Source organism: Microbulbifer maximicatervae (SeqCode) (genome assembly GCF_052467325.1).
In genome coordinates this window covers 3,145,069-3,171,002 of sequence record NZ_CP174310.1, presented here as the reverse complement: position 1 = coordinate 3,171,002, position 25,934 = coordinate 3,145,069, and the positions used below count along the sequence as shown (strand labels likewise).

The window sequence follows — 25,934 nt, the reverse complement described above, 5'->3', positions numbered from 1 at the left end:
AGAACTCGGGCCGAGAGCTGCACCTAGTTGCTTATTGAACTCGGTGCCAAGTTTGGGTGCGGTAGAGGAAGCCCAGGTAGCCGCGCAGCTTAAGGGTGTTGTCATCCTCCAGCCAGACTTTCAGGTCGTAAACCTTGCCTTTTACCGGGTCGAGAATTTCCCCGTCCTCGTATTTTTTCCCTTTCTTTTCCAGCCCGCTGATGACATCCATGCCGACAATGGGCTTACCTTTCAGGTCGCCTGGGCACTTGTCGCAAACGGTGTCGTTAGGCTTCATCAGAAGATCCACTACCTTGCCGTAATACTTCCCATCCTTTTCATAGATGTTGACGATGGACTTTGTCTCTCCGGTCTCGTCATCGATAGTGCGCCAGTTGCCCAGGATATCTGCAGCACTGGCCTGCAGGGCGAACAGCAGGCCAAAGGTGGCCAGAAGCAGGTTTCTAATCATCACTTATTTTCCTATGTAAAGTAGGGTGACCCGGATATTACATCAAGTCACCTGCGAGGGCAGTGGGCTAGTCGTCATCAGGTAAAATCTAACAGTCAAAAAGTAGCATTTGGCCACATATCCCTGCCTTTTCTCTCTATTTGTCCCAATTTCGGGACCTTTGTGAGTTACCCAAAGGCACCTTTAAGAGGAACAGCTCAAGGGGATACGCTTGCCGGATTCTGGCGGTGCACTGGCCCAGACTTCTCGCTCCGGGTGCTCGGCGAAAGGGGATTGCAGTAACTGGCGCAGAGTCCGTAAAGGATGATAGTCGCCATCTTCAGCAGCCTCGATGACCTTCTGTGCCAAATAGTTGCGCAGAATGTATTTCGGGTTGACTGACAGCATGGCCAAATTGCGCTCCCGGGAGTTATTTGTCTCCCGGGTGAGGCGGCGATCGTAGTGCTCCAGCCATTGATCCAGGGCGCTGTGGTGAGTGGGTTTGAGTAACTCGTGCAAAGCGCTGGCCGGACGCTCCCCCCGGTAGTGGGCCAGGGCGCGGAAAAACAGGCTGTAGTCGGCCTGGCCGTGTTGAAGCAACTTCAGCAGTTCCGAGCAGAGGGCCTGGTCGCCATCCTCTTCTTTTTCCAGGCCCAGTTTGGCCCGCATACGTTGCGCATAGGCCTCGCTTACCACCGGCTGGAATTGCTCCAGGCATTCGCGTAGGGCGTCTACACCGACAAAGGCCGACAGTGCATGGGCGAGAGCATTCAGGTTCCACAGTACGACTCCAGGCTGTTGCTCAAAGGCGTAACGGCCGGTGTGGTCGGAGTGATTGCAGATAAAAGTGGGGTCGTAGTCGTCCAGGAAGGCGTAGGGCCCGTAGTCAAAGGTGTCGCCAATAATCGACATGTTATCGGTGTTGAGCACGCCGTGGGCAAAGCCTACGGACTGCCAGGCTGCAACTAGCTCTGCACTGCGCCGGGTGGTAAAGCGCAGAAGTGCTTCAGCTTGGTCTCCCACTGCCATACCCTCTGTACCCGGTATAAAGCGTCGACAAGTAACCCCGATCAACTCCTGCAGGGCCTCCAGTTGTTTGGTGTAAAACAGGTATTCAAAGTGACCGAAACGCACGTGGCTCTCCGCCACTCGGATCAGCATGGCCCCGGTTTCGATTTTCTCACGGGTGACAGGTTCGTCGCTTCCGACAATGCACAGTGCCCGGGTGCTGGGTATACCGAGGCCGTAGAGTGCTTCACTGGCAAGGTACTCCCGTATGGTGGAGCGCAATACTGCGCGGCCATCACCAAAGCGGGAGTAGGGCGTTTTTCCTGCACCCTTTAAATGCAATTCCCAGCGCCGGCCTTCATTCTCGATTTCACCCAACAGCAGCGCTCGCCCATCCCCCAGGTCCGGGTTGTAGACCCCGAACTGGTGACCGGTGTATTTCATGGCAAATGGGCGGCTTCCCTTAAACAGGCGGGCGCCGCAGCCCAGCTCGGCCCAGGCGGGGTCAGATTTCTCGTTGGGATCTATTCCCAATAGTTGCAGCACTGAAGGGTTGGTATCGATTACCTTGGGGTGGCGGAAAGGAGTGGGTGCTATGGGGGTGCCAAAGGCTTCCCCCATATCCGCATAGTGGTGTTCGAGAGTGACTTCGCTCAGTTTCATAGCTTTTGATTGTAGGGTGAATATTCGCGTAAAACGCCAGTGTCCAGAGTGGCTCACAAGGGCCCCTGGCTCTTATATCGCCGTTATCTGTAGGGGCCGATTTTGTGAGCGCCAGTGTTGCTCTTCCTGCTCCAACAATTCTGCAATTGCCGGGCTATCCTCCAGCCACTGTTGATCGGCTTCCAGGTGATAGGCGTCTCCCTGGTCATATAGCTTTAAGCCGTCCAGGCTGCGTTCGGTGCGGTCCCGGTGAATAATACATCCGAGGCGCAGGCATAACAGAAGGTCTGGGCTGGGGTGGAAGCCATAGTGCTCCCGTGGCGGTTTGATTCTTCCCCGTTGGTTGTGCACCAGATAGGCCAGGTGCTCCTGTTCACTTTTGGCAAATCCGGCCATATCGGCGTGTTTAACCATATAGGCCCCCAGCTTGCGGAAGCTACTGTGGGTTAGGGCCAGGCCGGTTTCGTGCAACTGGATAGCCCAGTGCAGTCGCACCTTGCCTTCTGGTGGGTACTGGGGGCGCAACTGCTGCAGGAGCTTGAGTGAGGTGGAACTGACACGTTTAGCCTGGTTGGTATCTACCTGCCAGCGCTTTACCATGGCGGCAATCGTATCTGCACGTCGATCCCCGCCGTGCAAGCGCCCGGCCAAGTCGTGCACTATGCCCTCGCGGATTGCATAGGGGGAGACTTCCATACGCATAATGTCGAGTTCACAGAATATTGCATGCAGTATCGCCAGGCCGGCAGCGAAGACTGGGCGACGCTCTTCATCCAGGTAGGGTAAATCCAGGTCCGCGATATGTTTGGCGGAGGAAACCCGGTGCGCAAGCTGATCGATATCCCCGCGCTTGATCGCCTTTACTTCGCCATCATTGCAAATCCTGGCAACCGCTTTGATAGTCCCGGAGCAACCGGTAACTTCCGCGCCTTCGGCAATATGCTGTAGCTCCTGCAATTCGGCCCGCGCCGCTCGCCGCGCGCGTTGGAAGTGGTTTACGGTATTGCGGCTGATCAGGCCATCAGCAAAGAAACGTTTACTGTAGGAAACACAGCCTATATCCAGGCTTTCCAGTTGCTGTGGAGTATCACCACCGCGAACCAGCTCCGTAGAGCCACCGCCAATATCAATAATGCAGCGCAAGCGAGGGGGGCCATTGGCGGCGGCGAGAACCCCGGTGAAGATCAGGCGGGCCTCCTCGATACCGCTGATAATTTCCACCGGCACTCCGAGTATTGATTCCACTTCTTCCAAAAAGCCATCGGCATTGGCCGCAGCCATACGCAGAGTATTTGTACCCACAACACGTACATGGTCGAGGGGCAGTTTATCCATCACTGGTTGAAAGCGTTGCAGAGCAGCCAGGGCCCGTTCGGTTACCGTTGGGTCCAAGTGGTGGTTAATATCCAGCCCCTCGGCCAGGCGCACCATGGCTCTGTCTGTGTGCAGGCGTACCATGCGCTGATCGCGAAATTCCGCCAGGAGCAGATGGAAACTGTTTGAGCCCAAATCTAGGGCGGCATAGCGTTCGTTTGGAGCTTGCATCAATATCCCGTTGAAAGCGCTAATGTATGGAGTCGGACGCTCTATTATTCATTTTGCCACTTTTCAGTCCAATAGTGGGTGCAGTCAATTTACAGCGCACCAAAAAGGCGCCACCTATAAAAGTGTTACAAAATTATTAAATATCTTTTATAAATAAAAGATATTTTTTATTTATTTGTGCCAATTTATGGACTGAAACAGTGTGGCAGAAAACTGTGAAGCCATACTAGATCGTTATATTGCTATAGGCGCTTGCTCACAGCCACATTTCAGTGGCATATTTCTTTACTTAATCTTGACCCTCAGCCCCGTGTTAAGGCTGCTTCCAGAATAATCTGGATTTTTAAACTGCCGTCAGATACTGGGTGCGTTTTATGGTTTTGCAATGTCTAACGATGTGCCTCTATTTCCCAAAGAGTTGAGCTGGCTTTCATTTAACGAGCGTGTTTTACAGGAGGTGGAAGATGAAAGTGTGCCTGTTATTGAGCGCGTACATTTTTTGGGAATCTTCTCTAATAACCTGGATGAGTTTTTCCGTGTGCATGTTGCAGCGGTACGTCGTTTAGCAGCCTTTTCCGTTGGCGGAGAAAAGAAGGAATACTACAGTAATCTATTGCAATCGATTAATAATCGAGTATTGAGGTTACAGTTGCGCTATGCGAAGGCCTATAACAAAGCTTTAAAGGATCTGGCAAAGCATGATATTCATGTGGTTAGGGAGACTTCGCTTAGCGATAACCAGCGCCAGTTTGTAGAAAGTTACTTTCACCGGGAAGTGCTGCCGGAATTGGAGCCATTCTTTATCGACGGGCGCAAGCCCATGCCTTTGATTAATGAAACCAGTATCTATTTTGCGATAGCACTGGAATTGGATGATGGTACCGAGCGCTATGTGGCAATGGAGATTCCTACGGATACACTTTCCCGCTTTGTGGAGATTCCTCCACGGGAGGGGAGGCGGGAGAAAGTCTACATCGTTCTCGATAATATTATCCGGGGATGCCTTAAAGAAATATTTCGCCATGTGGTGCCTATCGCTAAAGCCAGCGCCTATACCTTTAAGATCAGTCGCGATGCTGAGTTGGAGTTAAGTGAAGAGGTAACCCAGAATATTCTCGATCGAATGGAGCGCTCGCTAAAAAAGAGAAAGCGCGCAGATCCGGTGCGTATGGCCTACGATGGCGATATGCCTGAGGCTCTACTGGAGTTGGTGAAGAAGAAACTGAAAATGGGTCGTTATGATACCTATACCCCCGGTGGGCGTTATCACAACTCCAAAGATCTGATGAAATTCCCGGGAGAATCCGCCCGACTTCGCTATAAGCGCCTCACACCTCTGCCAGCCTTACCGAAAAATGAAAGTGTATTTTCACAGCTGTGCACAGGGGATCGGCTTTATTATTATCCCTATTATGACTTCCATGCGATTGTCAATTTCCTGGCATCTGCCGCACTAGACCCTCAGGTAAAAGAAATTCGGATTAATCTCTACCGGGTAGCAAAGAACTCCCGTGTAGTTGCGGCTCTGGTAAATGCGGTTCGCAATAACAAAAAAGTGACTGCGGTGGTGGAGTTGCGGGCGCGCTTTGATGAAAAGGCCAATATCCATTGGTCCCATGAGTTGAGCGATGCCGGGGTGAATGTAGTGTACGGCATGCCCAATCTCAAAGTACATTGCAAGTTAATTTCTGTGCTTCGCCGCGAGGATGGCAAAGACCGTTTCTACAGCCATCTAGGCACTGGTAACTTTAATGAGAATACAGCGAAGGTCTATTGTGATTTTAGTTTATTGACCAATAACCAGGAGCTGGGTAGGGACGTGTACAATGTATTTGAGTTTATGCAGGCACCGCGTAAGCGCCCTTCTTTTAAACGTATTATCACTTCACCATTTTTCTATCGGGATGCGATTACTGCAGCGATAGATCGTGAAATTGATGCCGCCCAGGCAGGGAAGGAAGCGGCACTATTTTTCAAGTGTAATAACCTTGTGGATAGTCAGATTATTGAGCAGCTGTATCGTGCCAGTGCCGCAGGTGTAAAAATTCGTATTATCGTTCGTGGGATGTGTGCATTGGTTTGTGAAACTACGGGCGTATCAGACAATATTCGTATTATCAGTTTGGTAGATAAGTACCTGGAGCATGCCAGAGTCTATATTTTTCACAATGGTGGTGATGAGCTGATGTGGTTGTCTTCGGCGGACCTGATGAAACGAAACCTGGATCAGCGAGTTGAAGTCACTTTCCCGCTTATGAATCCGGAGCACCAGGCTACAGTTCGCAAAATTATGGAATTGCAGTGGAGTGATAATCAGAAGGCGCGGCTGATTGATGCCAAGCAAACAAATTCCAAGTTGGCTAATGGGGGACGAAAAGGTTGTCGATCCCAGGATGCCATCTATCGCTTTTTAAAGCAGCGTGAGGCGGAGTAGTATAGATCGCCAATAATGGGCTGCAGACCTTCCTTAGATTAAATGGTGACCCTTCAGTTTGTCTGTGGGGTCACAAATACCATTTGCACTGCTAACATCATTATTCTACCCAGTTTAGGCTATCACTCTTGATAGAGTGCATCTTTCCTTTATTTATTGATCCCGCTACCAAGATAGAAACTCTACTGTTGGTTTTATAGCCGATATCACAAGGAGTGAATCCAAAAATACGCTGTCACCTTGTTCTATTATTTTATAGTTAGCCAGATTTTAAGCTCTGTACCAGTAGGGCGGATTTAGGGAGGCTGGTATTTGGATTTTGGTGATCAATAGTAGAAGCGTTGGTGAAGTGCTCTATCTATGCTAAATGATATTCCTCTATTTCCCAGCGAATTAAGCTGGCTATCTTTTAATGAGCGAGTACTACAGGAAGCCGAGGATGAAACAGTCCCGGCTATCGAACGGGTACACTTTCTCGGAATTTTCTCCCAGAATATGGATGAATTTTTCCGCATTAAGGTTGCTGGTGTACGGAGGTTGGCGAGTATTGATTCTGGTGTGGGGCAGAGGGAGCACTTTTCCCAGCTATTGAAAACTATTAATGATCGTATTTTGACGCTTGAAAAGCGCTATGCCGAAGCTTATGTCAAAGTGTTATCGGGATTGAAAAAGCATAGTATTTATCTTGTTCGAGAAGATAGTTTAAATAGCCATCAGTTGGGATTTGTAAAAAATTATTTCCATAGTCTGGTTTTACCGGAGTTAGAGCCTTTTTTTATCGATGGCAGATCAGCAATGCCATTGCTGAGTGACAACAATATCTATTTCGCTATCACTTTGAATTTAAAAGGGGAGCCAAGCAGATATGCAGTTATGGAGATTCCTACTGCTATTCTTCCCCGGTTCCTGGAAATTCCATCGCGACAAGGCAGGAAAGAGAAAGTTTACATCGTTCTGGATAATATTATTCGAGTGTGCTTGGAAGAAGTCTTCCGCAATGTCCTGCCTATTCTTTCTGCCAAGGCATATATGTTCAAGATAAGTCGAGATGCAGATATTGAGCTGGGGGAGTATGTCAACCGGGATATTCTCGAACGTGTTGAACGGTCGCTCAAACAGCGTAAGCGTGCAGAGCCGGTACGTCTTGCTTACGACATGGAAATGCCTAATACGCTGTTGGAGCTGATTAAGAAAAAGCTGAAGATGGGATCCAGGGATAGTTATACCCCTGGTGGGCGTTATCACAACTCCAAAGATCTTATGGGCTTTGCCCCGGATTCCAAAAGTTGTCGGTATAGAAGGCCGGCACCGCTCTTGGCTTTATCCACCAGTGAAAATATTTTTGACCAATTGCAAGACGATGATGGATTGTTCTGTTATCCGTACCATGATTTTTGGGCAATAACAAATTTCCTTGCTTCGGCCTCTATTGACCCGCAGGTAAAAGAGATACGTATTACCTTGTATCGAATGGCGAAAAACTCAAGGGTAATCGCGGCGTTAATTAATGCGGCTAGAAATAATAAAAAAGTAATTGCGGTTGTTGAATTGCGGGCGAGTTTTGATGAAAAAGCCAATATTTATTGGTCCCGTAAATTAATAGAAGCGGGAGTGTTGGTTGTTTACGGCGTTCCTGAAATGGAGGTTCATGCGAAGTTAATTTCTGTAGTTCGCCGTGAGCAGGGAAAGAATCGTTTTTATACCCAGTTGGGAACAGGGAATTTTAACGAGAGTACTGCTCGTGTCTACTGTGATTTCAGTGTGTTGACTAATGATCAGGGAGTGGGTCGCGACATCTATAACTTGTTTGAATTTATGCGATTCCCCAATATAAAACAGGTTTTCAAGCATATTATTGTCTCTCCTTTCTCATTGAGAAGGTCTTTTGAGCAGGCCATAGACCGGGAAATAGAGGCAGCCCTCGCTGGGTGTAAGGCTGGCATATTCTTTAAGTGCAACAGCCTGATAGACAGCAAACTGATTGCCCACCTTTATCGGGCGAGCGCTGCGGGAGTAGAGATTCGATTACTCGTTCGCGGTGAGTGCTCTTTGGTATGCGACACCCCTGGATTATCCGACAATATTAAGGTGATCAGTTTGGTGGATAAGTTTCTGGAGCATGCAAGGATTTATGTGTTTCATAATGGTGGCGATGAACTGATGTGGATGTCCTCTGCAAACCTGAAAAACCGCTGTCTGGATCAACGTATCGAAGTCACTTATCCGGTGACCAATTCTCGACACCTCCGAACCATTAAGAAAATCATGGAACTACAGTGGCATGATAATCAGAAGGCCCGCTTAATTGATGCCGGTCAAACTAATACCCGATTGGCTAATGAAGGAAGTAGGGGCTGTCGGGCTCAGGACGCTATTTACCGCTATTTAAAGAAGCATTCCCAGAGGTACTAAAAAAGGCAGAAGAGAAATTGTACGGTGCCCAAGAGTATATGGGCATAGATGCTTTACAGGCCTAACCGGGTGTCTTCACAGTATGTCTCAAATACTGTCTATCACACTAGTGGCAACTCTTTTCTTTAGTTGGGGCTAAATCCTACCAGTTGTCCATCACTAAATGAAAAGCGATACCCCTGGCCGACCTTCAGTCGCTGGCCGCAGGGGGATTGAATTGTAATACGGGGATATTGCGGGGTGGAAATCCAAGTTGCAAAGTCGCCTCTGGGTCCGCGTCCCAGCAGCTGGTAATAGTCTCCATAGTTACAGAAGGCCGCTGGTGTACACCTCTCACTGCCCCATACATAGCCGATTACATCGAACTGTTGGGGAAGGCCATATGACTCTACGAAGGGTTGGCGTGGGTTTTCAGTAAAAGTAAAGACCTCATCAAAGGACAGGGTTGGAAACCCCCGGGCGGGGGTTGCACAGCTGACCACATGGGGTTTACCTGTGATTCGTGCGTAAGGTGGTGGGCGTTTTGCTGGAGGGAGCTTGCCGGGGATGGACATCTCGCTGGGGAAATAGCCGCAACCGCTGGTCGTCAGCAGGGTATAAGTTGCGGCAACTAGAGCCCAGCGAAAAATATGCACGGATTATCCGCTCCCTTGGAAAAGTCCTCCTACCAATATAGTCATAGATTGGTCGTCTACTTTTGTTGTGCACGGTTATGGGAGCGGCGCGGGAAACGCCACTTGCGTCGATAGGGGAAAGCACTCTCCACATGTCCGGCGCGAATACGATCTTGTAAGAGTTTCCAGAAGCGATAGTTGTATAAATCGCCGTGCAGCTTTTCGAATGCCGCGCGCGCGGTGGGATTGCCAGAGAAGAACAGGCGGAATTCTTCTGGGAAGACGTCGGCTTCTGCGACGGTATACCAGGGCTTGTCGGCCAGCTCCTGCTCAGAGGTATGAGCTTCGGGAATCTTGCGGAAGTTACATTCCGTCAATGGGCAGAGTTCATCGTAATCGTAGAAGACTACCCGCCCGTGACGGGTAACCCCAAAGTTTTTCAGCAACATGTCACCTGGGAAGATATTTGCGGCTGCCAGCTGTTTGATGGCATTGCCATACTCTTCCATGGCCTCCTTGGTTTGCTCTTCATTGGCATGTTGCAGGTAGAGGTTAAGCGGTTCCATACGCCGCTCTACATACAGGTGTTTGATGATGACCCGCTTCTCATCAATGATCAGTTTTGATGGTGCCACTTCCTGCAGTTCTTTGATCAGCTCTTCACTGAAGCGATTGCGGTAGAAAATAAAGTAAGAATACTCCTGGGTGTCAGCCATACGGCCGACCCGGTCAGAGCGGGATACGAACTTGTATTTTTCTTTTACGATCTTTTCGGTGACAGTTTTCGGCTGGTCGAACTCGTCTTTAATGACTTTAAATACCACCGGGTAGGAGGGCAATGTGAATACACTCATCACCATCCCTTTAATGCCCGGTGCAATAACAAACTTGTCGTTACTGACCTTCATATGGGCGAGGATATGGCGGTAGAACTCGGTCTTACCGTGTTTGTGGAAGCCGATAGAGTTGTATAGCTCAGACTTCTCCTTGAGCGGCATAATGGTGGACAGGAAGCGCACAAAGCGGGAGGGGATTGGCGCATCCACCATAAAGTAGGAACGGGTAAAGCTGAAAATGATACTGGCGGAGTCGTTATTGTAGATAAGGGTGTCCACAAAAATACCGCCGCGCCCGTTGTTTAGGCAGGGCAGGATCATGGGGATAACTTCGCCGTTCAGGATTATGCGCCCCACCAGATAGGCCGCTTTGTTACGGTAGAAAACCGACTCCAGCATATCCACCCGCAAGTGTTTCTCGTTGTCCACATTGGCCAGGGGGGCGCTGCGCAGGGATTCGCAGATATGGGCAATGTCGCGCTCCATATTTTCCCAGGGCGTGGAGAAGCTGAAATCCTTGAGAATATCTTCGACCATACACTCGAGGCCGTGGCGGCCGCTGTAACTTATATAGATGCTGTAATCCCGTAGCGGTTTGTCTTCCGGTGCTCGGGACGGCTTGACGAAGATATTGCTGTCGTGAATGTTGGTGTGGTGAAACTGGCTGCAAAACACCGAGTTAAAAAAGGTCTCGGCAATCTCATAATTGCTGTGATTGGCAATCAGCTGTGCATAAGTGGCGCGGGCATCACGCCACAGCTCCAGCTGGCTGGTGTCCTTGCTGGTTACCGAATGGACCAGGTCCACCACTTGGGTGACCTTGGTTTTGTAAAGATCGATCCGGGCTTTATTGGCCTCATGTGCCGCTTGCCAGGAGGCGGTTTCAAAACGGGCCTTGGCGCCCAAAGTGATGTTCTGATAGTCTGCGAAATAGGCGTCAAAACCATTGAGGATGGTTTTAGCGATGCGTCGGGCGGTCGGTGAGTGATTCGTCATGCACTAGACTTTTTTTCTAAGTTACAAGTTACGCTTGCGCCAGCAGTTACCGTAGATAACGGCGTTGGACCCCCTAAGCACACCTCGCTCCGGTCCTGCCCATACTGCCTGGGGCTCTAATTAAGCGGATAGTAGCACGGCACGTCGGAGTCCCAATTGAACGATTGGATCAGTAGCTTTGTCTTTTTCTTTGCTGTGATTGACCCGGTGGGTACTCTGCCAGTGTTTATCGCAGTCACTTCACGACATGCAGAGTGGCAAAAGCGCAGGATAGCCTGGCTGGCAGTACTCGTTGCCACCGGGATCTTGTTGTTCTTTTTGGTCGCAGGGCAATTCTTCCTCGAGGCGATTGGCGTGCCCCTTTCTGCATTTCAGGTAGCTGGAGGCGTCGTCCTGTTCCTGTTTGCCTTAACCATGATATTTGGTGAGAGCAAGCCAGAGCAGGAGATAGAAATCATCCGTGAGGGGCATGAGACAGCGATTTTCCCTCTTGCGGTGCCCTCCATTGCCTCACCCGGAGCCATGCTCGCGGCTGTGGTACTCACAGATAACCATCGATTTGATGTGGTTCATCAGCTGAGTACAGCATCTGCCATGATAGCTGTATTGGCGATAGTGATATTGCTGCTGCTAACTGCCAACTGGATATATCGATTTATTGGTGATGCCGGGGCCAGTATCGTAAGTCGCGTTATGGGGCTGATCCTGGCCTCCGTAGCAACAACCAATGTACTTGTCGGGATTCAGCAGTTCTTTTCAATTTAACTACTGGCATTTGGTTTTGTACTGGTTGAGCTAAGGCTGCGTTTCTTCTAGTGAAGAGAGTATTGGATTGCCGGTTAGTGTTGGAATTGCGCCCAAGCCTGAATTTCTACTTTATTCATTGTGATTTTGGTGACTTCTGAAGCGGTAAAATGATAGAGCTATTGCTGCTGATTTTTGGCGTCTTGATTTGGTATATCAGCACGCTTGCGGCCGGGGGCGGGGCACTGCTCCTTGTTCCAGTGATTAGCTTTATCGTTGGCCCACACCTGGTTGCACCAACGGTAACCATTGCCAAGTGCCTGGCTTCACCCTACCGGGCCCTGATTTTTTGGTCCTATATTGATTGGCGGGTAGTACGCTGGCTTACCCCGGGAAGCTTAGTCGGGGCATTGCTAGGTGCATATTCCTATACACAGATGTCCCCAGAGTGGATACAAATAGTGGTTGGGCTTTTTTTAATGTCCACGATACTTCAGTATCGCTTTGGCCATAGGGAAAGATCTTTTCCCATGTCACTTCCCTATTTTTTACCTTTGGGATTGGTGACCGCTTTTGCTTCCGGTCTTATTGGGGCAATGGGTCCGCTTAAGAACCCTTTCTTGCTGAATTATGGCCTCGAGAAAGAATCCCTGATAGCCACTAAGGCCTTTAATGGGCTGTTAATGCAGCTTGTAAAGCTGGGAACTTATATTACATTCTCGGCGGTATCCCTAGAGTTGGCATTCTATGGTGTGGCGGCTGGGCTTGGGGGGATTATTGGTGTAACCCTCGCGAAAAGGAGATTGAATCAGGTCAGCTTTAAAAAGTTTAGGAAATACACTCTATTGGTAATGTTCTTGTGTGGCTTGGTACTAGTGATAAAAGCGCTTTATGACATGGCTTAGATTTATAGGGATAGTATTTATAATTTATTGCTAAAACTAACCGTTTGGAAAGCAAAGAATTAAAATTCGGTCCCCTAATTACAATACTATCATCATAAGAATTAGGGAGCCTCTGAATAACTCCGTGATACCTCTGGCATGCAGAGCGGTTCTCAATCAAGGCGCGGCTTCGCAGGAATGTCTAGACCTTTCAAGAAGTCGCAATGCGGAGTGTGAATCGCTCTGCAAGCCCCGAAGGGCGGGCCTTGAGGGCCACAGCTGCTGCGTTGCCGCTCTTGCAAAGGGCTTACGGCCATTCACGGCGAGTTGCGCCTAACACCTGCAGCCTTCAAGACCCGAAGAGGCATTACGGAGTTATTCAGAGGCTCCTTAGTACAATTTTTATATTCAGTTTATTAATGGCTGCGCTCGAATCCTGCATAGGTGTGATACTGCTGGGGGGTTAGGCCTGAATGGCGTGCCTGAAGATCTTTGGGAAGATCGCCTAAATAGATGACGCGAGTGGGTTCTGCCGTCTTGAGCCAGCGCTCTGAATAATTCTCCCAGGTATCCACATGTTTATGCGCGGCACTTACATCTTTGAAATGCTCGTATACAATAATTTCTCCACTATCAGAAATATAGTACTGATAATTCAGTGTCCCCGTTTCTTGCTGCGAGATTATCTCTACCATTTCATCAACAATTGACTTAAAGGCCTGCTCCTGTCCGCTCTTTATTTTCGCCTCCACAATCCAGCCAACATTATTAAACATAAGTATCTCCAATACGGTTTAACAGGCTTTGACATAAGTAGTAGAGCAACAACTTTTAGACCCTGGGAGCATGCTGACTGATAAGCAACCCACCGCTAAATACCTGAGGAGGAATAACTGCTCTACTCAGGAAGAAGATCAAGAGGTGGTCCTAGATATTGTAGACGACATCGTGGCGTCTAGTTTGGTAAGGCTAGCTTTTGATAGCCCTCCAGTTGCACTGAACTTCACCGGGCTCCTTACATCAGGAACCTGCTTCAGGAGTGACTAATGGTTCATTGTTTGGTCTAAGGGAGGGTTCAATGCTTGTGTTGTGAGATAAGCCCAATTGTATTCAGCTGCTCTTTAGAGGCTCCTTAATATCTAAGAGTGGCATATTTTCCGTATGTACTGATTGGTAAACAACGATGAGATCCCCGGATCAGCAACAATTTCTAAATTTAGCGTTCTAGGGACAATATTTAAATTCGATGTGGGTAGTCAAATGTAGTCGTTAACAGGAATTTTTTCTTTGGCGTATTTAAGATTTTGTATTCTTTGTCTCTCCTAATTAATACTTGATTTTAAGGATTAGTCCCAAGGTGTAAGACGGCGTAACAGCCTGTGTACCCTTATTTCAAGCTAAAAGGCATAAAACACATTACTTAAGCGCTTGATAAATGAAGAGTGAAACTGCCAAATAGGGGGAGTAGAAAAAAGTTGTACCTGATAATTTAAAGTCCCCACTAGCGTATTTTTTGTACAGGCGCGGACTTGTAGAGTTCATACATAGCTATTTTATGTAAGTATGAATTGATGACTTTCTTGTATGGAAGCTATTTCTCTGAAATACAACAAGCATCATCAATTCACTTTGGAAGTCAGTATCCATTATGACTGATTTGGTCTTTATGAAGACGGAAATTGTTGCGCATCTACATAGTAAGAATGAAAAAAACAATTGGTGAATTTGAACTGTGGACTCAAAAGGGTGGTCCTAAATGGCACTACCGTTTGGTTTGCTGTGCAGTGCTGATGTTTGCCATACTTCTTTCTATGCCCAGCTACCCCCATACGGTTGTGGATGTCACCTCGTTGGAGGGAGGAAGTAAACCGAGTGGCTTAAATGCAATTTGGCATGATCCATCGGGGTTTGGAAACATTGTTGAAGCTGAAAAATCTTACAAAAATAAACTTTTTCTTCCCCTGGGAACTGCTGGATCTACCGGACTTAAATCTGGAGCCTTCTGGTCTCACTTCATATTAAAAAACTCCAGTAGTGAAACAGTTTATGTCTCAATTGAATATGTGGATAACCAGCTCGATGGGCTGACGGCCTTTTCTAGGATTCAGGGCGGCAGTCAACCTTATACGGAGCTGGCAAGTCTGTCTGCGAATCAGCCTTTTTCCAGTCGAAAAATCAGGCATCATCGCTTTGCTTTTCCATTGGAAATCCGCCCCTTCGCATCAAAGGAAATGATGGTTAAATTTGATGTTGGAGTTTTAGGTGTTGCCTTTCCCAGTATGCGTATTTGGCGACCTGAACAACTTGAAGAGAGGAGTAAGGCTGAGGCCATTTTAACGTCATTTCTTTTTGGTGGTTATTTTTTGATGGCCATTCTTGCGCTGATTGGTGCTATTACTGCGCGTAAGAATATCCTGTATCTATACTCGTTATATTCCGTAACGAAAATTTGGGTGTGGGGATCTTTACTGGGATATACCCACCAATATTTGCTTCAAGAGCAATTTGATTGGCGCTATCAATCGATTAGTAGTGCTGTGGCGATCCTAACCGGAATTCTTTTTGCCCGATACTTTCTTGAAACGGCAAAGTATACCCCAAGACTGGATTACTTTTTAAAATTAATTCTACTCAACGGTTTATTCCTGGTTATTTGCGTTGTACTGCAGTGGGAGGCTCTGGGGCACATTTCCATGATGCTCGCTCTGTTTTTCTATCCTGGCGTTGTTGTTGTCGCATTGGTACGTTGGCGACAGGGGGATACTTCTGCGGCCGTTTTTGCTTTAGCCTGGGGCGTTTTGGTGTTGGGGCTTTTGGTACAGGCGATGAGGGATCTCGGTTATGTGGTGCACAATCCAATTAATTATTATTGGCCCCCGGTTGCCTCTTTTGTTGAGATGTTGGCAATAATGATAGCTATTGGATTACTGGTAAAACGTTTACGGCAACAAAAAGAGACTGCAGAAAAGAAGTATCTACTACACCTGGAAGCCTCGAGAACCGAGCTGGAGCAACAGGTAAAACTTCGCACACAGGAATTGGAGTACGCTAAAGCCAAGGCTGAAGAGGAGGCGCGCACAGACCCGCTAACAGGTATTTTTAATCGCCGCTGCTTTTTTGAAGAGGCCAGTAATCTAGTGGCTGTGGCAATTAATAACCAAATGCCATTGTGTGTATTAATGCTGGATATCGACAATTTTAAATCTGTTAATGATATTCATGGCCACTTAATCGGCGATCAGGCACTCTGTGCGACTGCCCGAGTAATTTCCCAACACGTACGGGATGTGGATATCTTCGGGCGTATTGGTGGGGAGGAATTCGCGCTAGTACTCAGCTCCAATGTCGAAGGAGCTATGAAGGTTGCCAATCGTATACACCGGGATATCGCTAAAATCGTGATTAAAAGTGCCGTTGGGCAAGCTCAGTTTACCGCAAGTATTGGCATCGCCCGTCTGCAGGGGCGAGAAGATATCCTGGAGCTAATGCGACGAGCAGACTCTGCGTTGTATCAGGCCAAACGCGCTGGACGTAATCGTATTGTGGAGTGCGCTGAAGCTACGTAAATTAACGTACGTAGGTAACTGCATTGAGTACTTTTTGACGTATATTCTCCGGAAGGGGCACCAGGCCCAAGCTTCCGGCCTGGCTTTGGGATGCGTTGCTCAACATAAAGACGAGCATTTGCCGCAGTGCTTGTGCTTTTTGATCATCCTGGTCTGCGTAGAGTAACAGCCAGGAAAAGCTGGTAATGGGATAGGCGGTTTCTCCTTTGGGGTCCCAGATCCAGGCGATTAGGTTGGGAGCTCCACTAATTGGTAATGATGCTTTTGGAAATTCAATCTCTGAAAGAGCCTCTGCTCCGCTCTTGGGGCCTGCGGCAATATAATTTCCCGCGTGGTTTTCCAGTAAAGCCACAGGCAGGTTTACCAGTTGGGCAAACCCGTGTTCGACATAGCCAATGGCCCCGACTTTCTTGCGAACCTTAGCGGCTACGCCTTGATTGCCCGGTGCTCTTTTAAATCTGGGCAACTTTGGCCAACTGGGTGTTCTGTCCAAACCAATTTTTTCGCGGAAATCCTGGCTCACGCTACTCATATGTCCAGAAAAGATATACGAGGTCCCCGAACTTTCAGAGCGGGTGACAACGGTAATCTCATCTCTGGGCAACTTGATATCGGGGTTTGCGGCTGCGATCTTGGGGTCATCCCAGTGGGTTATTTCTCCCAGGAAAATCCCCACATAAGCTTCCCTGGACAGTTTTAGCTTGTCGATCCCGGGAAGGTTAAATACCAGTACCACTTCCCCAGCAGTAACCGGCAGTACCACGCCACCACCTTTCAGGTTGCGTAACTCATCGATCTCAATAGCAGCATCTGAGGCGGCAAAATCGACTGTGTGACCGAGAAAGTCTCTGATGCCATCACCGCTACTGCTCATCTCGTAGAAAATAAATATGTTGTTTTCCCGATGGGTGAACTGCCGAAACCACTCTACATAGATTGGGTAGGGGAAACTGGCGCCACTGCCTCGGAGATTTACAGGATTTTCTGGTACCTGGGCAGTTCCCGGTGTGGCGGCAAGGATAAAACTGGCGGTTGCCAGCACAGCGGTAAGGCGGCGTAAAAGGGTTGCACACCTCGATATCATAGGGACCTCGGCTTATAGGCCTCTGGCAACCTGCCTATAGGCGGGATGAGAGGCCGAAAACTGCTTTAGATTAAAATTTTAGCAGGGTCCCTGGTTCGTCATATCAATTGCCTAGCTACCGACTATTTGGTCGTCCTCGCGGTAGATGGCCAGTACCGACGGCCGAGGTGGTAACTGGGGATTATTATCTGGCCACCGGTGCAGGGGATTGTCATAAGTTGAGTTGCGTGAATCGGCGGGGTGCTGCACAGCAATAAATAGTGTTTTTCCGTCGGGGGTAAATTCCGGCCCGCATACTTCAGCCCCTTGGGGGCAGCCAAAAAAATGCTTGGGTGCCGCTCGCAAAGGCCCTTCAGTAGCCATTGCCCAAAGTCCATCGTGGAACCCAAAGCGCTCACAGCCATCAGTAGCAATCCACATATTGCCCCTGGGGTCGAAAGCAACGTTATCGGGATTGGCAAACCAGCCGTGCTCAGAGATATCGTAAGGGGACTGCTGTCCATAGGCGCCCCTTTCAGCGGGGTTTTCAGCATTGGGATTTCCGCCAAGTAGAAATTGCTGCCACTGAAATTGTGCGCTTGTGTGGTCGCGGTTTCCCTTCTTCCCGGGGGGCGCTATTTCCAATACATGGCCGGCAGTATTGCGGGCGCGGGGGTTGGCGGCATCGGTATCGCTGCGCTTCTTGTTTTTGGTCAGCATTACATAGGTGCAATCATTGTGGGGGTTAGTCTCTACGTCCTCCGGCCGATCCATTGGCGTGGCTCCCAGTAGCGCGGCTGCGCGGCGCGCATCAATCATTACATCTGCTTGATTGCGAAAACCATTCTCTGCGGTCAGTGGGCCCTGGCCATATATCAGCGGCAGCCATTCGCCACTGCCATCGTCGGCAAATCGTGCGGCATAGAGCGAGCCATTAACGAGTAGCTTTCGGTTTGTATCGGGATCTTCGGGCTGATAGTTATCTTGGGATACATAGCGATAGACAAATTGATGTTCATCATCATCGCCGCCGTAAGCAACGATCGGTTGTCCCGGTTTACAGACCAGGGTAAAGCCTTCGTGCTCAAAACGCCCAAAATTGGTCAGTTTGCGCGGTTTTGATTGGGGGTTATAGGGGTCAAACTCCACCATCCAGCCGAATCGGTTGGGCTCTTTGGGTTCTACCTGAATATCAAATCGGCGGTCGTGGTCACCCCAGTTGCGATTTTCCGGTTTTATACCAAAAAGTTGATGGTTTTCGATCTCCAGGGAATCTTCGAGCTTTTTTGGGTCTCCCTGAAAAGCGCCACCAAACCCCTCTTCAGCAATTAATACGGTTCCCCATGGGGTTTTTCCTCCTGCACAGTTACCTATGGTACCGAGGACCTGGGTTCCGCTGGGATCTTGGTGGGTCTTCAAACGTTCGTCGCCTGCGGCCGGGCCAGTGATTTCCATTGGCGTCGTAGAAGTTATCCGCCGGTTATAGGGACTGTCAGCCACTACTTTCCAGCCCCGTTTAGTTCTTTGAATTTCCACGATGGAGTGTCCGCAGGCAGCCTGTTCAATGGCCACATGCTCGGCACTCACTCCCCGGGTGGCACTGTATTCGTCGTTATAACCGGGGAACATTAGATGGGGCTGGGTGTATTCGTGATTGACACATAAAAGCCCGCGATCACTATTTTTACTTTGTATATGCAGGTACCCCTGGGTGGAACTCGCCCCCTTTGCCAAGGGCATAAAAGCAATAAAATCGTTGTTGTAACCGAAGCGTTGTTCCTGGCCACTGGCGCTAAGTTCTTCAGGCTGAAAAGATGTTTCCTCTTTATGTAGAGGGTCTCCCCACCTTAGCAGAACCGTGGATTTATAACCCTCTGGTAGATGGTGTTGGTAATCCAGGCCATGGGGAATTTCTTTAAAGGTGAGGGAGTTGTGTGTGGGCTTTTCACTCCCACTACAGCCGGGTAGTAAGCTGCTTACAGCACCGGTGGCGGTTACACCACCCAGGACTTTAAATAGAGATCTGCGTGCTGGGTTTGTGGGGCTTTCGTTCATGACTGCTCCATATTTGGCTTCAGTATATGACGCTTTTTACTGTTAATTGCCTTGATGGTTCTTTTTAAGGCGATTGATATCTATGTAAATAGCAGGGCTTACATCTATCGTCGCAGTACTAATTGACTATGTGATGACAAGCTTAAAAAAAATGTCACGTAAAGTTCATAGCGGCCTTCTAGTCTGCGTCCAATTCAATAAGCCACCGGCAAAGTGGGAGTGGGACGCAATGAAATACAGAACTTCAGGCTTGCGGTTACTGGGAATGCCATTGGCGGCTCTGGCGACTGCCATCATTAGCGCGAATACTGTCGCAGAGAATGACCAGGCTATGGAAACTGTGACAGTTACTGCTCAGGCGAGTAATGCGCGCAGCGATTTGGATCGGCAGCGCGATGCCAATAAAGTCGTAGCGGTGCAAACATCTGATGCGATCGGTGAACTCCCCGATGCCAATGTCACGGAAGCGTTACAGAGGATGCCGGGGGTATTTATTGCAAGGGATCAGGGCGAAGGTCGTTTTGTCGGGGTTCGGGGTATAGACCCAAATTTGAATGCGGCGACAATTAACGGAGTGAGCCTGCCGGCACCGGAAACAAACACTCGGGCGGTAGCCCTGGACGTTATTCCATCGGACTTATTGGCGAGTTTGGAGGTGTTTAAAACGCTTACGCCAGATATGAGCGCAGACTCTATTGGCGGTGCCATAGAGATCAAAAGCCTGAATGCCCTGGATTATGACAGCAATCGCTACAAGTTCAGCGTAGAGAATAGTTACAGTGAGCTGCAGGAAGAGTACAGCCCCAAAGTGGCTGCGACAATGACAAATATTTTTGAACTTGCTGGCGAGCGCCGTCTTGGGGTGGCCCTGGCATTAAGTCATCAGGAGCGGGATTTTGGCTCAGATAATATTGAGACTGACGGTAGCTGGGAAGAGCTGACGGCTGAAGATGGCTCTGTCGCTAAGGGCGCGACCGAAATAGAGCATCGCGATTACAGTATTACCCGGGAGCGCACAGGCGTTGCTGCCAACTTCGACCTGGACCTGGGCAGTGACTCCAGTATCTATCTCCACAGCTTGTACTCCGATTTTTCTGATCAGGAAATTCGCCAGCGCAATTCCTGGAAACTCGATGATGAGCGCGATGAGCCGGAGACTATTTCAGCCAACTCGGCAGAATGGGAAGAGGCCGCGTTGGAGAAGTCCCTGAAGGACCGCCTGGAAGAACAGGAAATTATTTCTGCGGTATTTGGTGGCGAGCATGATTTTGAGCAATGGGGATTGTCCTATGCCTTGGGATATTCCCATGCAGAGGAATCTGAACCCAATCGACGCGATACCGATTTTGTCTTGGACTCCTTGCGTTTGGGGTATGTTGAAGCTGGTGATACTCCCCGTATGGCGGTGGGAAGTGAGGATGTTGAAGCAGTATTGGACCCGGCCAGTTATCAACTCGATGAGTTGGTCATTGAAGATAACTTTACTGAAGATGAAGAAATCAGCTTCCGTATTGATATCAGTAGAGAAATTGATTGGGCTGGCAATCCTTCAGTAGTTAAATTCGGATTACATGAGCGTCAGCGAGAAAAGGCTGGTGACTTAAATGCGACTGTATATGAAGGGTTTGGTGGGGATTACACTCTGGCGGACTTTTCTCGCAATAGTATCGATTATGGTTTGGATGCATTTGGACCTGGCGTCAATGTTGGAAGCCTGAATAGTTTTATCAATGCTAACCTCAGTGATTTTGACATAGATGAGACGGAGACCGCTTTGGCATCCGCCCGTGACTACGCAATGAATGAAGACATCACGGCCTTGTATGTGATGAATTCTATTGAGTTGGATCGCTCCCAGCTGGTTTTTGGGGTTCGCTATGAGCGCACCGAATTTACTGCTGAAGGAGTGAATGTGGCAGAGTCGGAAGAGCCCCTGCCGGGTGCCGATTTAATTTCAGAAGGGGTTTATGCCACTGAGGTTAACTACGAGCGGGACTACGACAATTTCTTCCCCAGTATTAATTACAAGTTTGATTACAACGATAATGTTGTTCTCCGTGCAGCTTATTCGGAGTCCTTATCGCGTCCATCATTTGGCTATTTGAACCCCTCTCCGGCCAAAATTGAATACGATGATGGGGAACTGGAGGTTGAAGCTGGAAATCCAGAATTAGACCCCTATGAATCCCGCAATATCGACCTATCTGCCGAATACTATGCGGACGACCTGGGTATGTTCTCTGTGGGACTTTTCCATAAGAGTATCGATAACTTTATTGTTATGTCTGAGGTTTCCAGTAATACCGATTTTACCCGTTTTGTAGGGAATTTAGCGGTTGATGATGCTGAAGTATGGCAACCGATTAACGGAGACAACGCCCGTATCAGCGGTGCCGAACTGGCCTGGACCCAAGGTTTTGAAAATGGGTTCTTACTCAGGGCTAATGCAACATTAACCGATTCAGAAGCTGATCTGGGTCTCAATAGCAGTGATCGCAGTGACAAAATATCTATGCCTTCCCAGGCGGATTTTGTCGGCAACTTTATTGTAGGCTATGAACGCGATGCCTTTAGTATGCGCCTGTCAGCAGCTTTCCGCAGTGAACGCCTGCTGGAAGTAGACCTTGAAAATGAGGTCAATGACCGCTACGAAGAAGACCATTTGCAATTGGATTTGTCGGCCCGCTACCGCTTTGATAATGGCCTTCAACTTACTTTTACTGGGGTTAACCTCACGGATGAGCCTTACTATGTTCACACGTCTGGGTTTAATGGTCAGTACGAAGAATACGGTCCGACTTATGCGATTGGGCTGAGCTATAGCACTTTCTAGAATTTTTACTGGAATTTTTGGATTAGTGTAAATTCTTATCCTGATAAAGCCCCTGCAATATTGTGGGGCTTTGTTTTTTATAAAAATAATATTTTCTGTCAGTTACCGGTAAATCCTAAGCAGGTTTTATTATGCGTTTTTCAATAGTGGGTGTTTTGTCCTGCCTTATATTACTCGGATGTGATCTTGAAAAGGATAGTCAAAGATTATCTTCGCAAAATATCATTTCTTTAAAGGGTGTGATAGCTGAACAGATTCAGTTGGTCGGTTTCCCTGAGCAGCAATACTTGTTGCTATCTAGTAAATATAAGGGGCTGGTGCTTGTAGATGAGTCCGCAAAAATACAAGTTCAAAATGATGCCAGAGTAGAGGCACTTGCAATTCAGCCAAAGGAAGATGGTAGCTACCTGGTGGCGGCTTACGAAGAGCAGGAAGCGCAATTACATCTATATCAATTATTTACTGATCTAAACGATGATTTGCGGCTTCAACTTTTAGGAAAGCTTGAGAATGCCAAGCCTGTGAGCGCACTCTGTTTTTCACTACAAGCAGGAAGAGATCACCTGGTTGCCATTGGAGAGGACGGACTGGGGTTTGAGTACCTGCTTTCTCCCAGCGGTGGGCACTGGGACTTTACCGAGATCCGCCCAATATATTTGGGGGAGGAGGTTAATAGTTGTAGCGTGGATAACCGTCGGGGGCGATTACTGGTATCACAGCCGCCTGTAGGGATATTGGCATTGAATGCCGATGCAGAGCGAGATGAGGAGCGTGAGCTTTTAATCTCGGCGAAACGGCTCGGTGATGATTTCGGCAGCTTGCGATTGGGTTATCAGCAGGACCAAATCTGGATTGCTGTGGAACAGGGAGTACAGGCTTTCGACTTGTCAGGAAGTGGTATGCCCGACCACTCTTGGACATTGCCTGCAGAAAGTCCTGCCTCTATAGCAGTTTTTGGTGATAGGTTGGCCGTGTTAAATGATAAGCAGAGTGAAATAACCTATTTCCCGATAAATACCAAACTGACCAGAGTTACAGATAATCCGCTTGAGATTATTCCCACTATTGCCGCCAGGGGACAAACTGACCCCGTTCACTCTTATGGGGATGCTGCCGATGATCCCGCCATTTGGGTGAACCCTCATTCGCCGGCAAACAGCCTGATTTTTGCTACAGATAAAAAAAAGGGGCTCAATATCTATCATCTATCAGGCGGCTTAAAACAGCACTTTCCGGTAGGCAGGGTTAATAATGTTGATATCCGTAAAATTTCCCACCCCGATATCGATGCGATTGCCGTTGCCTCTAATCGTACTAATCCCGGTTTGGATCTATTTTCTATCAGTATAACGGGCGAGGTGGGGTATCTTGGATACCGGGGTATAGGGCTTCATGATCCCTATGGCTTGTGCCTGCAACAGGACGATAGTGGGCTTTATGCCTGGGTTTCTGACAAGGAGGCCAGCTTGCATCAGCTCAAAATCAATGTCTCTGAGTCCTCCAATGAGTTTGAGATTGAGCAGGGTATCCAGTTTGATGACTATGGACAGGTTGAAGGCTGTGTTGTGGATGACCAGTTCGGAACCCTGTTTTTTGCTGAGGAGGACCGGGGGATTTGGCGGCTGGACCTAAAGTCCTTATCAGAGGCCTCTCCAGAGTTGGTGGCAGAAGTGGATGGTGAAAAGCTGGTGGCAGATATAGAGGGATTGGCACTTTATCAGGATGGCGACAAGGGCTATCTAGTGATATCCAGTCAAGGTAATGATAGCTATGCACTATTCAGCCGTAGTGGGAATGAATTTATTACCCATTTTCGGGTTGGTATGAACCCCCAGTTAGGTGTGGATGGCAGTTCGGAGACCGATGGTTTGGCCGTTACCAGTTCAGCTTTGGGTGCGGAATATCCTCAAGGTTTGTTAGTTGTTCAGGATGGGCGCAACCGAATGCCCAGCGCAGCCCAGAATTTTAAATTGGTTGATTGGAGGGATATCAATCGTCTGTTGTCTCACTAGCGGTATCGGGGTTTTCCGGCTGGCTTAAATTGTTAATATTGCGGGCTCTCTGAACCAGGTAAACCAGAGAGCTTGCAAGTATCACTCCAACGATATCGGCGGCCAGATCAAGTAAGTCAAAAGTCCTTGAGCGAACAAATGCCTGGCTTATTTCTTCAATCAGGGCAAAGCCAAGCACTGCGATAGCACCATAGTAAACTCTAATAAAGCCGAGCTTAAAATAAGTGGCGCGGGTGGCAGGTATCAGGATAAGGCCAAAAGTACCAAACAAGGCGATATGGCCTAGTTTATCGCCATAGGGCATAGCACGGACAAGGTCAAAAAATATACTATTCGATCCGGTATTGGCTAGATAGATAATCCAAAGAATAAAGAGAAAAAATAGTAAGGCTGAAGCCTTGAGAAATCTTGACATAATACTTATTGATACAGTTTTGTCTAATCTTGTGAAGCTTGGCTATTGATTTTATAGATATCTGATTGGATCGGAAAGATAGGCCGTTTGGCTATGTGAATTATCCAGAATGTGATGGCTCAGTATCAATTATTTTCGACTTACAGTCCCTACATAGGTAGGCGATACCATTAACATCTAGTGATTTACTTCTAGATCGAAACTCATAGGGCTCCATATTTTTCTTACAGTCGGTGCAAATAGGTGGGTTTTCAAGTTTTTCTTGCTCTAGTTGTTTTTTTGTTCCGAATATTAACAGCACAAACACTATAAGAATGGTCCATTGAAAATTGTCTGGCTGCCTAGAGCTTCTCGAAACGAAGATTGAGTAAATTAATAGTATAGAAACTATTGTAATGTATATAATTGAATGAGTTTTTTTGGTTTCTTTTAGCGTGTTTTCATAATCTATTTTCGCTCGATAGTCTTCTTGGTATTCCTCCAGATCTTTTTCATTCAGTATTTTATTCTTTTTGTTGTTCATTTTAGAATGTATTAGTTAATGGCTGCTTATAGAGAGGAGTTCTATCAGTATTTAACAGGGGTTTATCATTAAAAATGCATACTCCACCCCATAGTGATAGCTTCACTATCTATTTCATCCAGAAACGTATCGCCCCCAATTTTTGAAAACTGTTCCCACTCTATCCGTAGGCTCCACTTACCCCTATAGCTATAGTTAATACCAGCACCATAAGCCCAGTGGAATCCATTGCTGCTATCGGTTAATTCACCTCTGACTGGAGTTAATTGTTCTATTAAACTTCCATCTTCAAGCTGGTATAGGATAAAAACTTCACCCTTCTGAATCTCATTGGTTTCCGCGTACCAGATGCCGGTGCCAAGTTTCCCAAATAAGCTAAATGACTCTCCCAGGGGAAGATACGCCAGGGAAAATATATTGAAAAGCTGGCTATCAAAATCAGAGAAATAGTTTAAATATTCACCATCCCCATATGAGATATGGGTATTCAGCTGGTACTTATTGAAATTTTGATAGCTGGCTTCAATTGCCAGGTAAGGTGTCCATCGAATTCCTGCAAATAGTTTCCAGGCGTTATTTTTATCATCACACCGACTGAGATCCACTTGATCTAAGCTGGCGCTAATTTGTTGAACTCGCTTTTCTGCTTCGCTACACAAGTTATTGGCATGCTGGTTACCGAAAGAAATACCAGCATATTTGTGTGAGTAGAAATCGGCGCAAGCAAGGGCTGGTAAGGAAAGTAGAAAAATAATGAATAGGGGGCTAAAGCGGTTCATGGCTTGACCTTGTTTAGCTTATATGGGGGACCGCTGAAGCTGATTTTAGAGTGAAATTTTATTAAGGCAACCACCAAAATAATAACGTCTTTTAGATTGGTCGAAGGTAGGACCTACTCTAT

The 25,934-nt window shown here is 47.9% G+C and carries 17 protein-coding genes; 7 read left to right on the top strand and 10 right to left on the bottom strand.

Annotated features, from left to right (window positions below):
* Nucleotides 1-31 precede the first annotated feature (31 nt).
* The 3 genes from ACJJIE_RS14150 to ACJJIE_RS14140 all read right to left on the bottom strand — a co-directional run bounded on the left by ACJJIE_RS14150 (nt 32) and on the right by ACJJIE_RS14140 (nt 3,646).
* Nucleotides 32-451, bottom strand: coding sequence for a DUF2147 domain-containing protein (locus ACJJIE_RS14150; protein WP_108734638.1), 420 nt, complete (start codon nt 449-451; stop codon nt 32-34).
* A gap of 183 nt (nt 452-634) precedes the next feature.
* Complete coding sequence (locus ACJJIE_RS14145) at nt 635-2,101, bottom strand: protein adenylyltransferase SelO (protein WP_444892101.1); 1,467 nt, start codon at nt 2,099-2,101, stop codon at nt 635-637.
* Nucleotides 2,102-2,173: 72 nt separating this feature from the next.
* Nucleotides 2,174-3,646 carry a Ppx/GppA phosphatase family protein gene (locus tag ACJJIE_RS14140; RefSeq protein ID WP_444892100.1) on the bottom strand — a complete coding sequence of 491 codons (1,473 nt, stop codon included), beginning with the start codon at nt 3,644-3,646 and terminating at the stop codon, nt 2,174-2,176.
* 385 nt (nt 3,647-4,031) lie between these two features.
* On the opposite strand from ACJJIE_RS14140, the gene ppk1 (ACJJIE_RS14135) reads away from it, so the two are divergent.
* Both ppk1 (ACJJIE_RS14135) and ppk1 (ACJJIE_RS14130) read left to right on the top strand, forming a co-directional pair.
* The gene (gene ppk1, locus ACJJIE_RS14135; RefSeq protein ID WP_444892099.1) at nt 4,032-6,080 is read left to right on the top strand and encodes a polyphosphate kinase 1; all 2,049 of its coding nucleotides are present in this window, start codon (nt 4,032-4,034) and stop codon (nt 6,078-6,080) included.
* A 360-nt stretch (nt 6,081-6,440) separates the two neighbouring features.
* Complete coding sequence (gene ppk1, locus ACJJIE_RS14130; RefSeq protein WP_282931141.1) at nt 6,441-8,492, top strand: polyphosphate kinase 1; 2,052 nt, start codon at nt 6,441-6,443, stop codon at nt 8,490-8,492.
* 125 nt (nt 8,493-8,617) lie between these two features.
* Here ppk1 (ACJJIE_RS14130) and ACJJIE_RS14125 read toward each other — a convergent pair whose 3' ends face one another.
* Entirely contained in the window at nt 8,618-9,127 is a 510-nt protein-coding gene (locus ACJJIE_RS14125; RefSeq protein WP_282931142.1) for a hypothetical protein, read from the bottom strand.
* 56 nt (nt 9,128-9,183) lie between these two features.
* Nucleotides 9,184-10,938, bottom strand: a complete 1,755-nt coding sequence (gene aceK, locus ACJJIE_RS14120; RefSeq protein ID WP_282931143.1) for a bifunctional isocitrate dehydrogenase kinase/phosphatase — start codon at nt 10,936-10,938, stop codon at nt 9,184-9,186.
* Nucleotides 10,939-11,094: 156 nt separating this feature from the next.
* Between aceK and ACJJIE_RS14115 the strand changes: the two genes are divergently transcribed.
* Both ACJJIE_RS14115 and ACJJIE_RS14110 read left to right on the top strand, forming a co-directional pair.
* Nucleotides 11,095-11,703 (top strand): MarC family protein, encoded by a 609-nt coding sequence (locus tag ACJJIE_RS14115; protein WP_282931144.1) that lies wholly within the window; start codon nt 11,095-11,097, stop codon nt 11,701-11,703.
* A 149-nt stretch (nt 11,704-11,852) separates the two neighbouring features.
* Nucleotides 11,853-12,587 (top strand): sulfite exporter TauE/SafE family protein, encoded by a 735-nt coding sequence (locus tag ACJJIE_RS14110; RefSeq protein WP_444892098.1) that lies wholly within the window; start codon nt 11,853-11,855, stop codon nt 12,585-12,587.
* Between the two features lie 395 nt (nt 12,588-12,982).
* Here ACJJIE_RS14110 and ACJJIE_RS14105 read toward each other — a convergent pair whose 3' ends face one another.
* Nucleotides 12,983-13,342, bottom strand: coding sequence for a putative quinol monooxygenase (locus tag ACJJIE_RS14105; RefSeq protein WP_444892097.1), 360 nt, complete (start codon nt 13,340-13,342; stop codon nt 12,983-12,985).
* 927 nt (nt 13,343-14,269) lie between these two features.
* Here ACJJIE_RS14105 and ACJJIE_RS14100 point away from each other — a divergent pair.
* Nucleotides 14,270-16,132, top strand: coding sequence for a sensor domain-containing diguanylate cyclase (locus ACJJIE_RS14100; protein WP_282931147.1), 1,863 nt, complete (start codon nt 14,270-14,272; stop codon nt 16,130-16,132).
* Nucleotide 16,133: 1 nt separating this feature from the next.
* Here the strand turns inward: ACJJIE_RS14100 and pstS are convergent, their stop codons facing one another.
* Both pstS and ACJJIE_RS14090 read right to left on the bottom strand, forming a co-directional pair.
* On the bottom strand, nt 16,134-17,216 hold the full coding sequence (gene pstS, locus ACJJIE_RS14095) for a phosphate ABC transporter substrate-binding protein PstS (protein ID WP_282931148.1): 1,083 nt from the start codon (nt 17,214-17,216) through the stop codon (nt 16,134-16,136).
* A 111-nt stretch (nt 17,217-17,327) separates the two neighbouring features.
* Nucleotides 17,328-19,250 carry a PhoX family protein gene (locus ACJJIE_RS14090; protein ID WP_444892096.1) on the bottom strand — a complete coding sequence of 641 codons (1,923 nt, stop codon included), beginning with the start codon at nt 19,248-19,250 and terminating at the stop codon, nt 17,328-17,330.
* A 229-nt stretch (nt 19,251-19,479) separates the two neighbouring features.
* Here ACJJIE_RS14090 and ACJJIE_RS14085 point away from each other — a divergent pair, with 229 nt between their 5' ends.
* Both ACJJIE_RS14085 and ACJJIE_RS14080 read left to right on the top strand, forming a co-directional pair.
* A complete protein-coding gene (locus ACJJIE_RS14085; RefSeq protein ID WP_444892095.1) occupies nt 19,480-22,083 on the top strand; it encodes a TonB-dependent receptor in 2,604 nt (867 codons plus the stop codon).
* A 131-nt stretch (nt 22,084-22,214) separates the two neighbouring features.
* Entirely contained in the window at nt 22,215-24,095 is a 1,881-nt protein-coding gene (locus tag ACJJIE_RS14080) for a phytase (RefSeq protein WP_444892094.1), read from the top strand.
* Here the strand turns inward: ACJJIE_RS14080 and ACJJIE_RS14075 are convergent.
* Nucleotides 24,073-24,510, bottom strand: coding sequence for a VanZ family protein (locus tag ACJJIE_RS14075; RefSeq protein ID WP_444892093.1), 438 nt, complete (start codon nt 24,508-24,510; stop codon nt 24,073-24,075). The genes ACJJIE_RS14080 and ACJJIE_RS14075 overlap by 23 nt on opposite strands.
* Before the next feature lie 591 nt (nt 24,511-25,101).
* Nucleotides 25,102-25,812 carry an outer membrane beta-barrel protein gene (locus ACJJIE_RS14070; protein ID WP_444892092.1) on the bottom strand — a complete coding sequence of 237 codons (711 nt, stop codon included), beginning with the start codon at nt 25,810-25,812 and terminating at the stop codon, nt 25,102-25,104.
* Between the last annotated feature and the right edge of the window lie 122 nt (nt 25,813-25,934).

What these genes read in the sequence shown, in the direction of transcription:
- ACJJIE_RS14150 (WP_108734638.1), bottom strand. Translation starts at nt 451, where the DNA reads ATGATTAGAAACCTGCTTCTGGCCACCTTTGGCCTGCTGTTCGCCCTG.
- ACJJIE_RS14145 (WP_444892101.1), bottom strand. Translation starts at nt 2,101, where the DNA reads ATGAAACTGAGCGAAGTCACTCTCGAACACCACTATGCGGATATGGGG.
- ACJJIE_RS14140 (WP_444892100.1), bottom strand. Translation starts at nt 3,646, where the DNA reads ATGCAAGCTCCAAACGAACGCTATGCCGCCCTAGATTTGGGCTCAAAC.
- ppk1 (WP_444892099.1), top strand. Translation starts at nt 4,032, where the DNA reads ATGTCTAACGATGTGCCTCTATTTCCCAAAGAGTTGAGCTGGCTTTCA.
- ppk1 (WP_282931141.1), top strand. Translation starts at nt 6,441, where the DNA reads ATGCTAAATGATATTCCTCTATTTCCCAGCGAATTAAGCTGGCTATCT.
- aceK (WP_282931143.1), bottom strand. Translation starts at nt 10,938, where the DNA reads ATGACGAATCACTCACCGACCGCCCGACGCATCGCTAAAACCATCCTC.
- ACJJIE_RS14110 (WP_444892098.1), top strand. Translation starts at nt 11,853, where the DNA reads ATGATAGAGCTATTGCTGCTGATTTTTGGCGTCTTGATTTGGTATATC.
- ACJJIE_RS14105 (WP_444892097.1), bottom strand. Translation starts at nt 13,342, where the DNA reads ATGTTTAATAATGTTGGCTGGATTGTGGAGGCGAAAATAAAGAGCGGA.
- ACJJIE_RS14100 (WP_282931147.1), top strand. Translation starts at nt 14,270, where the DNA reads ATGAAAAAAACAATTGGTGAATTTGAACTGTGGACTCAAAAGGGTGGT.
- pstS (WP_282931148.1), bottom strand. Translation starts at nt 17,216, where the DNA reads ATGATATCGAGGTGTGCAACCCTTTTACGCCGCCTTACCGCTGTGCTG.
- ACJJIE_RS14090 (WP_444892096.1), bottom strand. Translation starts at nt 19,250, where the DNA reads ATGAACGAAAGCCCCACAAACCCAGCACGCAGATCTCTATTTAAAGTC.
- ACJJIE_RS14085 (WP_444892095.1), top strand. Translation starts at nt 19,480, where the DNA reads ATGAAATACAGAACTTCAGGCTTGCGGTTACTGGGAATGCCATTGGCG.
- ACJJIE_RS14080 (WP_444892094.1), top strand. Translation starts at nt 22,215, where the DNA reads ATGCGTTTTTCAATAGTGGGTGTTTTGTCCTGCCTTATATTACTCGGA.
- ACJJIE_RS14075 (WP_444892093.1), bottom strand. Translation starts at nt 24,510, where the DNA reads ATGTCAAGATTTCTCAAGGCTTCAGCCTTACTATTTTTTCTCTTTATT.
- ACJJIE_RS14070 (WP_444892092.1), bottom strand. Translation starts at nt 25,812, where the DNA reads ATGAACCGCTTTAGCCCCCTATTCATTATTTTTCTACTTTCCTTACCA.